The following is a 13,777-nucleotide window of genomic DNA, read 5'->3' as shown; positions in this document are numbered from 1 at the left end:
GAACCCTAGGACAGATTCCCACGTCTTCGTGCACCAGCGGCGACATTCCCTCCGTCGATGTTGTCTTCAGCCGGCTCGGAGGGAGATCCGGGAACATCCGGGTCATTGGCCGCGCTCGCCCTGACCTCGGCCTCCTCGCCGGACGGCCTCCGCACCGCACCTTCTGCCACGCCCGGAATCGGGTTCGTTCGCGCCTCGACGGTCTCACTGGATTCGTCGCAGCCCTCTTCACAATCAGGGCTTGCGTTCCATCCGCTCGCAACGCCAGGACCAGATTTCTCGTCCGCCGCAGGCAAGGGGATGGCCTCGGAGGCGTGAAGCGACCCCACGGCCGGCGGGCCTTCGCCCTCCCCTTCGGCCCCCGGGACCGGCATCGGGGTGGCTCTGGAGGAGCGCAGCGACCCCACGGCCGGCACGCCTTCGCTCCCCACTGTCTCCTCTCCTGTGCTGCGGGCGGACAAGTGGGTGGATGTGGAGGAGCGCAGCGACCCCACGGCCGGCGAGCCTTCGCCGCCCGCGCAGGCCGTCTCGGTGCCAGGCCGATCCCGTGGTGTCGCCTGCGTCTCCACCACAGCCACCCGGACTTCTGACCTCTCCGGATTGGGTTTGATCGTCGTCCTTGCCTCGGTCGGCTCCTCCGATTCCTCGACGGCCTCATCATGGCTCATGCCCGGGCACTTCTTGAGACGGACGACCGCGTCCAGGATCCGGAGCAGCTCCCGCCCTCGCGCCGTGGAGGTCCGCCGGTGCCGGTCCAGCTCCGGGCCGGCGTCGAACGCGGCCGCGTCGGCCAGCTCGTCGGCGTCGACGTCGTCGTCGGTCGCGGCGGCCTCCATCGCCTCCAGCCGCGCCAGCTTCCGCTCCGCCAGGTCGATCAAAAAGTCCTGGGCCGCGTCAGAGCTCGCCGGCGGCTCGCCGAGCACCCGCCAGGAGCGATGGCCCTCGTAGAACTTGTCGTAGATCCGCGTCCGGCGGCAGTAGTACTCGTAGAACGCCTGCCCCTTGCCGCCGCCGAGGAACGCGTCGAAGGCGGCGATCACGGCGTTCAGCTCCAGGTCGACGTTGGCCTCGGTCTGGAGCTTGCCCAGGAGCCGGACGTAGCGGTAGAAGTCGCCCCAGCCGAACTGGTCGCGGCCGCAGAGCAGGTTGATCTGGGTCAGCCACTGGCGGATCAGCCAGGCGCGGCCCTCGTGCATCTCCTCGAGCCCGGCCAGGAAGGCGGCCGGGACGTCGCGGAAGATGTCCGAGTTGCGGTGGCAGCCGGGGGCGGCCTCGAGGAAGAGGTCCCGCGCGAGGTGCTCGACCCGCCGCTCCCGCTCCTCGCTGGGTTCGTTCGCCTCCGCCTTGAGGGCCGCGCGGGCGAGCCTGGCCAGGTAGGCGGCCTCGGCGCGGTCGGACCGCTCGAGCATGAACGAGAGCCGGGCGGCGCGAGTCAGCAGGTCGCGCTCGATGGCGTTGCCCGCCTTGCCGGCCTGGACATACTCGCGGACGCGGCGGTCGAGCTCCTTCGGGTCCTCCTGGGGGAGCACCGGCATGGCGAGCTGCTTGGAGCGGTTGCCGTGCTTGAGGGCGTTCATTCTGGAAGCCGCCTTGCCCGCCTCTGTCCTCGGTCCGCTGCTCTTCTTCGCGTTGTTCCGGTTGGCTTGGATCTGGGCGGCGGTGGCCATGGGAGTGTCTCCAAGTTGTGGGCCGCGCGCTCGATGGGCGCGGCCTTTACTCAGTACAATCCCGAATTCGGCCGGGCCAGTTTCACCAAAGTCGGAAATCGCTTTCGAATGTGGTCCCAAGGTGGTTTTCGTGGGCCAGCTCGATGACAATGATCTCTGCGCCGAGAGGCCGGACGGTGCCACGCTGTGGTGGCACGATGCGGCCAGCTTCGACGTGTTCACTCGCCCGCGCTGTCTTGCCTGCAAGGCCGTGGGCCAGCAATTCTGAGGTGTCCGCGATGAAGGTCGTGAGCATGACGAGCCTGATGGCTCTGACGATCCTCCTCCTGCCCGCGACGGCCTTCGGACAGGATGGAGCGGGGGGCAATTCCTCCTCCTGGCTGACGCTCGCCCTGATTCTTGCCCCGGGCGTGATCATCATGGCGCTTTTCTTCGTGGTCATGCGAAGAAATCGCGCGGACGTGGCGAAGGCACACGAGCAGATGAAATTCGCTCGCCAGCACATGGCGACCATGGAGCAAAAGACCGAGCGCATGGTCGAGCTCCTCGAGTCGATCGATCGCAAGCTCGCCGAGCGGGCCTGAGGCATCGTCCGGCCGAAGTGGAGGGCTCGGGACGAGGCGGAATCGGGCTCTCTCCCTTACCACGCGGGAGTCGGAGGGGGTGTATTGTCCAGGCCATGACGGTCGAATTCACCCCCCTGAATCCCCCCTTCGTAAGGGGGGAACGATTCCTCACCGGGCCGGTCCTGTCCCGTGGTGTTTCACCACGGCCACCCGATATCCCTGCTGGACTCCGTTGACTGAAATGACCCGACGTGGCGACCTGACGCGGGCTCGAAGACGGAGAATCCGCCTGTCGCAAGACCCCGTTCACGCAGGGACTTCCGATCAGGAAGACTCGCTGGGTTCTTGAAGATGCGACAAAAGGGCAATATAGTCAGGTGGTATTCACGCCTACCCGTGCGCCCGCGCCATCGGTTGACAAGAAGTCCTTCGGATGATCGGGTTGGGGATCTCCTCCTCAGATCCGTGAAGCGACAGGGGCGGCGGGTGGCTGTTGCCTCGCCCGATCTCAGCACCGCGGACGCGGGCGAAGGGTCGGGCGCGAGGCCGATTCGATCCGTCTGGACTCCGGAGTTTCGACGCCGAGATGACGACCAGTCCTTCCGTGGAAGAGAAACGAAGGCTCCTGGGGAAGAAGCTCCAGGGGGCCAACCTCGAGCTTCCCGTCACCCGGCTGTTCGAGCTCCAGGCGAGGCGGACGCCGGACAACCCGGCGGTCATCTGCGGCGATCGCGAGCTTACCTACGCCGAGTTGAACGAACGGGCGGACCGGCTGGCGACACTCCTGCGCGGCGACGGCGTCGGCCCCGAGTCCCTGGTTGGCCTGCTGGCGACGCGGTCGGTGGACATGGTCGTCGGTCTGCTCGGCATCCTCAAGGCCGGCGGCGCGTATGTCCCGCTCGACCCGGACTTCCCCGCCGACCGGCTGGCGCACATGGTCCGCGACTCGGCCATGCGAACGGTGGTGACCGAGCAACCCCTGCGTGATCTGGTCCCGCTGGACGGCGTTCGGGTCCGGCTGCTGTCCGAGATCGACCGGGCCGAACCTGCGGCACCGCCCGAGAGGGGGCCGACGCCGGCGCCCGACTCGCGTGCGTACGTGATCTACACCTCCGGCTCGACGGGGATCCCCAAGGGCGTCGAGATCACCCATCGGTCGCTCACGAACTTCCTGACGGCGATGCGCGGGACCTTCCGGATGACGGCGGAGGACCACCTGCTCGCCGTCACCACGCTCTCGTTCGACATCGCCGCGCTCGAGATCTTCCTGCCGCTCATCCAGGGAGCCCGGGTCACCCTGGCGGGCCGGGAGGTCGCGGCCGACGGCCTGGCGCTCGCGAAGGAGATCGACCGGGGCGACTACACGTTCCTCCAGGCCACGCCCTCGACCTGGCGGATGCTCCTGGACGCCGGCTGGGAGGGCTCGCCGAGGCTGGCCATGCTCTGCGGCGGCGAGGCCCTGTCGCGCGAGCTCGCCGACCGGCTGCTCGAGAAGGGGGAGTCGCTCTGGAACCTCTACGGCCCGACCGAGACGACGATCTGGTCGTCCGCGGCCAAGGTGGAGCGGGGGGACTCGGCGATCACCATCGGCGGTCCCATACGCCGGACACAGCTCCACGCCCTGGATGCGCGGTTCGAGCCGCTGCCGCCGGGCGTGCCGGGCGAGCTGTTCATCGGCGGCGAGGGGCTCGCTCGCGGCTACCTCAATCGCCCCGGCCTGACGGCCGAGCGGTTCCTGCCCGATCCCTTCAGCGCGACCCCCGGCGCGCGGATGTACCGGACCGGGGACAACGTCCGGGGCAAGGGGGACGACTCGCTCGAATGCCTGGGTCGGCTCGACCACCAGGTGAAGATCCGCGGCCACCGGATCGAGCTTGGCGAGATCGAATCCCGCCTGGAACGGCACCCGATGATTCGCCAGGCCGTCCTCTCCGCCGTCGCCGCCGCGGGAGGGATTCAGCGCCTGGTCGCTTACATCGTCCCGACCGAGGGCTGGGGGCTCGACGCCGCGGCCCTCCGCGCGCACCTGCTGCTCTCGCTGCCGGATTACATGGTCCCGTCGGCGTTCGTCTCGATGGACAGCCTGCCGCTGACCCCCAACGGCAAGGTCGACCGCAAGGCGCTCCCGCAGCCCGGCGAGCGGCTCGAAGGCCGTCAGGCCGGCTCGTCCCCGCTTCGGAGCCCGGTCGAGGAGGCCGTCGCCGAGATCTGGCGCGAGGTGCTGTCCGTCGACCGGATCGGCGCCGAGGACAACTTCTTCGAGGCCGGCGGCCACTCGCTGCTGGCCACCCAGGCCCTGGCCCGCGTCCGCGACCTCTTCGAGGTGGAGCTCTCGGTCCACGACCTCCTGGACGACCCGACCGTGGCCGGCCTGGCCCGACGGGTCGAGCAACGTGTCCGTGAGGGGAACGGCCCGGCAAGCCCCCCCATCGTGCCGAGGCCCCGTGACGGCGACGCGCCGGCCACGTTCGCCCAGCGGCGACTCTGGTTCCTCCATCAGCTCGATCCGTCGAGCCCGGCCTACAACATGCCGGTGGGCGTGACGCTCGAGGGCGAGCTCGACGCCGAGGTCCTCCGCGAGGCCCTCGAGGCGATCGTGGGCCGTCACGAGGTCCTCCGCACGACCTTCCCGGAGATCGGCGGCGAGCCGCGGCAGGCGATCGCGGCGACCGCACGCGTCGAGCTCCCCGTGGTCGACCTCCGGCCGCTGCCCGAGGACCTACGGGCCGAGGAGCTCGCCCGGCTGGTCGACGCGGAGGCGGCCCACCCGTTCGACCTGGTCCGCGGCCCGCTCCTCCGCGCCGCGCTCGTGCGGACGAAAGATCGCGAGCACGTCCTGCTGATCACCATCCACCACATCGTGGCCGACGGCTGGTCGATGGGCGTGATCGTCCGCGAGGCGTGCCTATTGTATGCGGCCTTCTCCGAGGGCCGTCCGTCGCCGCTCGCCGCCCCGGTCATCCAGTACGCCGACTACGCCGCCTGGCAGGACGATTGGCTGAGCGCCGGGGCGATGGATGTGCAGTTGCGTTTCTGGGGCGAACGGCTCGCGGGCGTGCCGCGGCTGGACTTGCCGACGGACCATCCGCGGCCGGCGCTCCCCTCGGGCCGCGGCGGCTCGCTGAGCGTCGACCTGCCGGCGGGCCTCCTGGGCGAGCTCAAGGCCATCGGACGCCGGGAGCATGCGACCCTCTACATGACGCTGATGGCGGCCTTCCAGGTCCTGCTGGGCCGGTACGCGAACCGGGACGACTTCGCCGTGGGGACGCCGATCGCGGGCCGCACGCGGTCCGAGCTCGAGCCGCTCATCGGCCTGTTCGTGAACACCCTGGCGATCCGAGCCCGGCTCGAGGGGAGCCCGAGCTTCCCCGAGGTCCTGCGCCGGGTCCGGCAGGAGGCGCTCGGCGCATATGCCCACCAGGACGTGCCGTTCGACCGGGTCGTGGCGGCGATCGAGCCCGATCGGGATCCGTCACGGTCGCCGATCTTCCAGGTCCTGTTCGCGCTCCAGGACGCCCCCCTGCCCGCCTTCGAATCGACGAGCCTGACCATGACTCCCAGGGAGTCCCCGAACGGGACGGCCAAGTTCGATCTCGCCCTCTTCGCCGCGGAGACGGACCGCGGCCTGAACCTGGAGCTCCAGTACAGCCGCGACCTGTTCGACGCGGAGACTGCCGAACAGATCCTCGGCAGCCTGAGGGTCCTGCTGGAGGCCATCGGCGCCGATCCCGATCGGCCGATCGCCGCGCTGCCGATCCTCTCGGACGCGGATCGCCGCGCGATCCTGGAGCCGCCGGCCCCCCCCGCCATCGACCTCGATGCGCTCACGGACGACGAAGTCGAGGCCCTCCTCAAGCGACTCGAGCCGTGATCCATGCGCAGTCCTGATCGCGTCCAGCCGGAGGCCCCGGCCGGCGACCGCACCGCAGCCGAGCTCCGCCGCGCCCGCCTGGCCGCACTCCTGAAGTCCGGCGCGAAGCCCGCGGCCGCGCCGACCCGGCTCCTGCATCGCCGCTTCGAGGAGGTCGCCCGCTCCCACCCGCGGGCGGTCGCGGTCTCGTTCGAGGGGCGGACGCTGACCTATGCGGAGCTCGACCGCCGCGCGGGCCTGCTGGCCCGGCGGCTCCGCGCGGCCGGCGTGGGCATCGAGTCGCTGGTCGGCCTGGCCGCGGAACGGTCGCTCGAGCTGGTCGTCGGCCTGCTCGCGATCCTCAAGGCCGGCGGTGCGTACCTGCCGCTCGACCCCGTCTATCCGGCCCAGAGGCTGGGCTTCGTCCTCCGTGATTCCGGGGCGAGCGTCCTCCTGGTCCAGGACGACCTGCGCGGGCGGTTCGCCGACTTCGACGGCACGATCGTCCCGCTGGTCGCGGAGGATGCGGCGTCGACCGAATCAACCGGCGGCGGCCTGGATCTCCCGGCAACCGCGGTTTCGGCGCGAATGGAACAACGTCCACGCCCCGGTCACGCCGGTCCGGCTCTCCCCCTTACGAAGGGGGAGTCGGAGGGGGTCGATCGTTCCGGCCATGGCGATCGAATCCACCCCCCTGTATCCCCCCTTGGTAAGGGGGGAATCGATTCGGCGCGATGCTCCCTGCCCGGGGCAATCGACTCCGGCGACGGTCCTTTCGACGACGACGACTCGGCGGACCGGCTCGCCTATGTGATCTACACCTCCGGCTCCACCGGCACCCCCAAGGGCGTGCCGGTCACGCACGCGAACGTGGACCGGCTCTTCTCGGCCACGAGGCACTGGTTCGGCTTCGGCGGGTCGGACGTCTGGACGCTCTTCCACTCGTTCGCCTTCGACTTCTCGGTCTGGGAGATCTGGGGCGCGCTGCTGCACGGCGGGACGCTCGTGGTCGTGCCGTACTGGGTGAGCCGGTCGCCGGAGGCCTTCCGCGACCTGCTCCGGGACGAGGGGGTGACGGTCCTGAATCAGACCCCATCGGCCTTCCGCCAGCTCATACGGGCCGACGAGGCCGCGGGGGGCGACGGGCTGGCGCTCCGGTACGTCGTCTTCGGCGGCGAGGCCCTCGAGCTCCAGTCCCTGGGCCCCTGGCTCGACCGCCACGGCGACGCCACGCCGAAGCTTGTGAACATGTACGGGATCACCGAGACGACCGTCCACGTCACCTATCGCCCGATCACCCGGGCCGACCTGGAGGCGCACGCGGGGAGCAGCCCGATCGGCGAGCCGATCCCGGACCTGCGGGTCCACGTCCTGGACGGGAACCTCGAGCCGGTCCCGCCCGGCGCGGTGGGGGAGATCTTCGTCGGCGGCGAGGGGGTGGCGCGGGGCTACCTGGGCCGCCGGGGGCTGACCGCCGAGCGGTTTCTCCCCGACCCGTTCTCGGGCACGCCCGGTTCCAGGCTCTACCGCAGCGGCGACCTCGCCAGGCGGCGGCGGGACGGCTCGCTCGACTACCTGGGCCGCTCGGATCGCCAGGTGAAGGTCCGGGGATTCCGGATCGAGCTCGGCGAGATCGAGGCCGCCCTGGCGCGGCAGCCGGAGCTCCACGACGCGGCCGTGGTCGCCGCGCCGGATCCGCGGGGGGACGTCCGGATCCTGGCCTACGTCGTGCCCAGGGGCGCGCCGCCGGCGGCGGATGCCCTCCGCACCCGGCTGCTCGAGTCGCTCCCCGACTACATGGTCCCGGCCGTCTTCATCCCGCTGGAGCGGCTGCCGCTCACCACCAACGGCAAGCTTGACACCGCCGCCCTGCCGTCGCCGGAGGCGGCCGGATCCCTGGCCGAGCCGGCCGAGTACGTCGCCCCCGGCTCGGCCCTCGAGGAGCAGGTCGCCGCGGTCTGGGGCGAGGTCCTGGGGGGGCCGCCGATCGGCGCCACGGACAACTTCTTCCTCCGCGGCGGCCATTCGCTGCTGGCCGCCCAGGCGATGGCGCGGCTCCGCCGGGCGACCGGGCTTGAGATCCCCCTGCGGGCCCTCTTCGAGGCCCCCACCGTCCGCGGCCTCGCCGCGCGGATCGAGGCGCTGCCGTCCGCCGGCCATGCCGGCAGTCGGGCGGAGATCCTGCCGGTCGCACGCGACGCCGAGCTGCCCCTCTCGTACTCGCAGCAGGCCCTCTGGTTCCTCGATCGCCTGGCGCCGGGCACGCCGACGTTCAACGTCACCGCCGCGGTCACGATCCGCGGACCGCTCGACGTCGCCGCGCTCCGCCGGAGCCTCCGCGAGATCGCCGCGCGGCACGAATCGCTCCGCACCAGGTTCCCGGAGATCGACGGCCGCCCGGTGCAGGTCATCGAGCCGGCGTGCGACCTCCCGCTCGAGCTGGAGGACCTCCAGGGGCTGGCCCCGGGCTCGCGCGATGAGGAGGCCCGACGGCTGGCGGCCGAGGAAGGCCGCACGCCGTTCGACCTGGCCGCCGGCCCGCTCTTCCGCGCCCGGCTCCTGCGGCTCGGCGACGACGACCACGCGCTGCTGCTGACGATGCACCACATCATCACCGACGGCTGGTCGATGGGCGTGGCCGCGAAGGAGCTGGCGACGCTCTACGCGGCGTTTACCGAGGGCCGCGAATCCCCGCTGGCCTCCCCGGCGATCCAGTACGCCGATTACGCGGCCTGGCAGCGCTCCGAGCTGGCCGGCGCCAGGCTCGACCGGCTGGTCTCGTACTGGAAGGGCCAGCTCGAGGGCGTCCCTCCGCTCCAGCTCCCGACCGACCGGCCGCGGCCCGCCGTCCGGGGCACGCGCGGGGACATCCGCTTCTTCGAGCTCTCGCCGGCACTCACCGCCGGGCTGAGGACGCTCGCGAACGGGGAAGAGGCCACCCCCTTCATGGTCCTCCTCGCCGGCTTCCAGGCACTCCTCTCGGCGTACTCCGGCCAGGACGACATCGCGGTGGGCGTCCCCGTGGCCAATCGCAACCGACCGGAGATCGAGGACCTGGTCGGTTACTTCGTGAACATGATCGTGATCCGGACGGGCCTTTCGGATGACCCGAGCTTCCGCGATCTCGTCCGCCGCGTCCGGGACGCCTCGATCGCCGCCTTCGACCACCAGGAGCTGCCCTTCGACCGGCTGGTGGAGGCCATCAAGCCCCCGCGCGACCCGAGCCGCACGCCCCTCTTCGACGTCATGTTCGTCCTCCAGAACAACCGGATGCCGGACGCCTCGCGCCAGGAGCTGACCCTCGGCGGCCTCGAGATCCACGAGGGGACGGGCTCCGCCAAGTTCGATTTGACGCTGGCGATGGCGGAGGATGGCGACGGCCTATCCGGCTCGTTCGAGTATAGCACCGACCTGTTCGACGGCTCGACGATCGAGCGGATGATCGGCCATTTCCGCACCCTGCTCGAGGAGGCGGTGGCCGACCCGGGCGCGCGGATCTCCGCTCTCCCCCTCGCGGACGACGCCGAGCGGTCCCTCGTCCTGGACCGCTGGAACGACACCGCCGCGCCGCCGCCCGATGTCCAACGGCTCCATCGCCTGGTCGAGCGGGCCGCGGAGCGATACCCCGATCTTCCGGCGGTCGAGGCCGGCCCGGATCGGCTGACCCATCGCGAGCTGAACGCGCGGGCGAACCGCCTGGCCCGCCTCCTGCGATCGAGGGGCATCGGCCGCGAGGACGTGGTGGCCGTCCGTGCGGACCGATCGATCGGCGCGATCGTGTCGCTGCTCGGCGTGCTCAAGGCCGGCGCGGCGTTCCTGCCGATCGACCCGGACGAGTCTCCCGTGAGGCTGGCGCGGATGCTCGAGGATTCGGGGGCGCGGGCGCTGCTGGTCGGTGGTTCGGCGAAGCCTGCTGATGCACAGCAAGACTCCCTCCACGAGGCGAGCCCTCTCATCCCCTCCCCCCTCCGTGGGGGAGGGTTAGGGAGAGGGGGCGCCGTGGACGAGCCGTTGATCGCGGGAACGTTCGATGATCGAATCGCTCGTACTCAGGTTGATGCCCCTTCCGACCGCATCGGTGGTCGCCCCCTCTCCCTAACCCTCCCCCACACGGGGGGGAGGGGACCGGATTTGGCCGCCTCTCTCGATGGCAGGGACGCGGCTGATAAGGGGAACGGCGGGATTGCGCCTCGGCCCGTGATCGACCTGGACGCCGAGGCCGAAAACCTCGCGGCTCAGCCCGAGCACGACCTGGACGATTCCGGTCACCCGGACGACGCTGCCTACGTCCTGTTCACGTCGGGATCGACGGGGATCCCGCGCGGGGTGGTGGTCTCGCACCGGTCGGTGGTCAACCATGCGACGGCCGCCATCGACCTGTTCGACCTGACGTCGGCCGATCGGATGCTCCAGTTCTCTCCGCTCCACTTCGACATCGCCGTGGAGGAGATCTTCCCGACCTGGATAACCGGGGGCTGCGTCGTCCTGCGGGACGGGGACGCGATGCTCGATCCGCGGGCGTTCACGGACTGGATTGCGGCGCGAGAGATCACGGTCCTCGACCTGCCGACGGCGTACTGGCACTCGTGGACCGACTGGCTGTCGCGCCGCGGTCGTCCCCCCGGCGCGGGGCTGCGGCTCGTGATCGTGGGGGGCGAGCGTGCCCTTCCCGCCGTCCACCGGGCGTGGAGCAAGCTCGCGGGTGAGGGCCTCCGCTGGATCAACACCTACGGTCCGACCGAGGCGACGGTGATCGCCACGTCGTTCGAGCCGGCTCGCGAGACGCCCGCCGACGCGGCCGAGGGAGACCTGCCGATCGGCTCGCCGATCCGGAACGCCACCGTCTACGTGCTCGACGAGGCGATGCGGCCGATGCCCGTCGGGATCCCCGGAGAGCTCTACCTCGGCGGCGCGGGGGTCGCCCGCGGCTATCTCGGCCGCCCCGCGGAGACCGCCGCGCGGTTCGTCCCGGACCCGTTCGCGGTCCGTCCCGGTGCCCGGCTATTCCGGACCGGGGACATCGTCCGCTGGCGAGCCGACGGACGGCTCGCCTTCGTCGGCCGCCGCGATTTCCAGGTGAAGCTGCACGGCTTCCGGGTCGAGCCGGGCGAGGTCGAGGCCGCGATCCGCCAGCATCCGGAGGTTCGCGACGCGGCGGTACTGGCCGCATCCGAGGCGAGCGGCGGGAGCCGGCTGGACGCCTATGTCGTCCCGGCCGAGGGCGCGGAGCCGACACCGGAGACGCTTGCGGCCTTCCTCCGAGAACGGCTGCCGCGGTACATGATCCCGGCGCGATTCGCCGTGGTCGAAGCCTTGCCCAGGACCGCCACCGGCAAGGTGGACCGGAAGGCCCTGAAGGCCAGCCCGGTCGCGACGACCGGGCCCGGGGAGGGCGAGCTGGTCGCCCCTCGCGACGAGATCGAGGCGAAGCTGGCCGCGATCTGGGAGGAGCTGCTGGGCGTCCGCCCGATCGGCGTGCACGCCGGCTTCTTCGACCTCGGCGGCCACTCGCTGCTGGCCATCCGGATGCTCAGCCGGGTCGAGGCGGAGCTGGGCCGGGAGGTGCCGCTCTCCGCGCTCTTCGTCGCCCCCACGGTGGCCGGGCTGGCCGAGGCGATCCGCGACCCGGCGCCGGAGCGGCCGGGATCGCCGATCGTCCCGATGCACGCGGGCAAGGCCGCGAACAGGTTCTTCTGCGTCCATCCCGCCGGGGGTATCGCCTATTGCTTCCTGGAGCTGGCCCGACGGCTCGGCCCGGACGTGGGCCTCGAGGCCTTCCGGGCGCGGGGACTTTCGGGCGGCAAGACTCCCCTAGGCACCATCGAGGAGCTGGCCGGGTCCTATCTGGCGGCGATGAGGGAGGTCCAGCCGGCCGGGCCGTACCTGCTCGGCGGATACTCGCTCGGGGGGACGGTCGCGCTCGAGATGGCGCGTCGGCTGAACGCCGAAGGCGAGCGGGTCGCCCTGCTGGCGATGTTGGACGCGACGGCCCCGACCGGGCCGCCGGCCGTCGGAGACTCGCTCTTGCGGCTGGCGCGACGAGCCGAGAAGCTCCCTCTCTTCCGGGATGCCCTCGATCTCGATGATGCGGGGGTCGACGATCCGACTCGACGGGTGGCGTTCCTCCTTTCCTACCTCGGCGTTTCCGGCCCCTTGGCGCGTGGCATGGTGGATCGGCTCTCGGGCATGGATCCGGCCGAGCAGCGGCAAGAGGCGTTGCGGGCGTTTGGACTCGATGCGGTCTATCGCGAGGAGATGAGGCCGGACCGCACTGCCGGCCTCTGGAGGGTCCTCGCCGCCAACCTGCTGGCGGCCTCGCGGTATGTCCCTCAACCCTATGGGGGAGACGTGGTCCTGTTCCGCGCGGGCCAGCCGGCCTTCCGAGATTCGTCCCTGGGCTGGGACCGTCTGGCCCGGTCCGTGACCGTGCACACGATCCCCGGCGACCATGCGAGCTTCCTGGTGCCGCCCGGCGCCGACGCTCTCGCTCGCGGCCTCGTCGAGGAGATCCGGGGCCGCGTCGCTCATCCCTGAATGGCCTCTCGCGCATGCTCTACTTCCCTCGCCTGCTGCTCGCCATGTTCGTGGTCCATCTCCTGGAGGGGATCACCTGGGGGGACTGGATCCGCCTCCTCCGCCGCGAGGGCTTCCGGATTAGCCCGATCTGCTGGCCACGGGTGGTCTGGATCACGACGCATAGCCTGGCCAACTCGGCGATGGCCCGTCACGTCGCGCGGACCCGCGACGCCGAGATCGAGGCCGCCCGGGTCGAGGCGCCGGTCTTCATCCTGGGGCATTACCGGAGCGGGACGACGTTCCTGCACGAGCTGATGGCCACCGACCCTCGGTTCGCCTCGCCGACGCGGTTCCAGACGTTCAACCCCCGGACGTTCCTCTTCTCCGAGCGCTGGCTGGCTCCGCTCGTCGAGCCCTTCATGCTCCCGAGGCGGGTGCAGGAGGACGAGGTGGCCCTCATGAACCTCGTCCAGCAGTCGCCCTACATGGACTGGTGCTTTCCCCGAAGCCGGGTGGGCTACCGGCGATTCTCGACGCTCCGCGGCGCCGATCCGGCGGAGATCGCCGCGTGGTCGGACGCCTTCGGCTACTTCCTCAGGTCCCTCACGGTCCGGTATCGCCGGCCCCTGATCCTGAAGTCCCCGCCGCATACGGGCCGCATCCGCTACCTGCTGGAGGCGTTCCCCGACGCGCGGTTCGTGCACATCCGCCGCGATCCGTACACGGTCTACCGGTCGATGCGGAGCCTGCTCCGGGATATCCGCCCGGTCTTCCGGCTCCAGACGTCGGCCGGCGAGGACGACGAGGAATTCGTCCTCTCGACGTATCGCGACATGTACGACGCCTACTTCGAGGACCGGGCGCTCATCCCCGCCGGCCGGCAGATGGAGATCGCCTACGAGGACCTCGAGGCGGACCCGATCGGCCAGCTTCGGGCCGTCTACCGGGGGCTCTCGCTCGCCGACTTCGAGCCGATCCGACCCGCAGTGGACGCGTACCTGCAATCGATCCGGGGATATCGCAAGTCCCGCCATGAGCCGCTCGACGACGAGCTGAGGCGGCGAATCGCCGGGGCGTGGTCGCGGTGCTTCGACGAATGGGGCTACCCGCGTTGACCTGCCGGGCCGGCGGCCGCGACAATAGGAGCGGAAGACGCGCCGAATGCCCCAAGGCCAGAC

6 protein-coding genes are annotated in these 13,777 nt (G+C 70.9%); 4 read left to right on the top strand and 2 right to left on the bottom strand.

The annotated features are described in order from the left end of the window. Positions 1–5: 5 nt before the first annotated feature. A complete protein-coding gene (locus G6O54_RS14285) occupies positions 6–1,667 on the bottom strand; it encodes a hypothetical protein (RefSeq protein ID WP_165226318.1) in 1,662 nt (553 codons plus the stop codon). A gap of 82 nt (positions 1,668–1,749) precedes the next feature. After that, positions 1,750–1,962 carry a hypothetical protein gene (locus G6O54_RS14280; protein ID WP_165226317.1) on the bottom strand — a complete coding sequence of 71 codons (213 nt, stop codon included), beginning with the start codon at positions 1,960–1,962 and terminating at the stop codon, positions 1,750–1,752. Between G6O54_RS14280 and G6O54_RS14275 the strand changes: the two genes are divergently transcribed. The 4 genes from G6O54_RS14275 (at position 1,961) to G6O54_RS14260 (ending at position 13,714) form a co-directional block, all read left to right on the top strand. Then, positions 1,961–2,251, top strand: a complete 291-nt coding sequence (locus G6O54_RS14275; RefSeq protein WP_165226316.1) for a hypothetical protein — start codon at positions 1,961–1,963, stop codon at positions 2,249–2,251. The two genes, G6O54_RS14280 and G6O54_RS14275, sit on opposite strands and share 2 nt — an antisense overlap. Positions 2,252–2,819: 568 nt before the next feature. Further along, on the top strand, positions 2,820–6,104 hold the full coding sequence (locus tag G6O54_RS14270) for a non-ribosomal peptide synthetase (protein WP_165226315.1): 3,285 nt from the start codon (positions 2,820–2,822) through the stop codon (positions 6,102–6,104). A 3-nt stretch (positions 6,105–6,107) separates the two neighbouring features. Next, positions 6,108–12,617 carry a non-ribosomal peptide synthetase gene (locus tag G6O54_RS14265; RefSeq protein WP_165226314.1) on the top strand — a complete coding sequence of 2,170 codons (6,510 nt, stop codon included), beginning with the start codon at positions 6,108–6,110 and terminating at the stop codon, positions 12,615–12,617. Positions 12,618–12,631: 14 nt separating this feature from the next. Further along, positions 12,632–13,714 carry a sulfotransferase family protein gene (locus G6O54_RS14260; RefSeq protein WP_165226313.1) on the top strand — a complete coding sequence of 361 codons (1,083 nt, stop codon included), beginning with the start codon at positions 12,632–12,634 and terminating at the stop codon, positions 13,712–13,714. Positions 13,715–13,777 lie beyond the last annotated feature (63 nt).

This window comes from Aquisphaera insulae (assembly GCF_011064615.1).
GTDB classification, from domain to species: domain Bacteria; phylum Planctomycetota; class Planctomycetia; order Isosphaerales; family Isosphaeraceae; genus Aquisphaera; species Aquisphaera insulae.
This window is presented reverse-complemented; position numbering and strand designations above follow the sequence as displayed.

Coding starts and splice junctions, on each gene's coding strand:
- G6O54_RS14285 (WP_165226318.1), bottom strand. CDS start 1,667: ATGGCCACCGCCGCCCAGATCCAAGCCAACCGGAACAACGCGAAGAAG.
- G6O54_RS14275 (WP_165226316.1), top strand. CDS start 1,961: ATGACGAGCCTGATGGCTCTGACGATCCTCCTCCTGCCCGCGACGGCC.
- G6O54_RS14280 (WP_165226317.1), bottom strand. CDS start 1,962: ATGCTCACGACCTTCATCGCGGACACCTCAGAATTGCTGGCCCACGGC.
- G6O54_RS14270 (WP_165226315.1), top strand. CDS start 2,820: ATGACGACCAGTCCTTCCGTGGAAGAGAAACGAAGGCTCCTGGGGAAG.
- G6O54_RS14265 (WP_165226314.1), top strand. CDS start 6,108: ATGCGCAGTCCTGATCGCGTCCAGCCGGAGGCCCCGGCCGGCGACCGC.
- G6O54_RS14260 (WP_165226313.1), top strand. CDS start 12,632: ATGCTCTACTTCCCTCGCCTGCTGCTCGCCATGTTCGTGGTCCATCTC.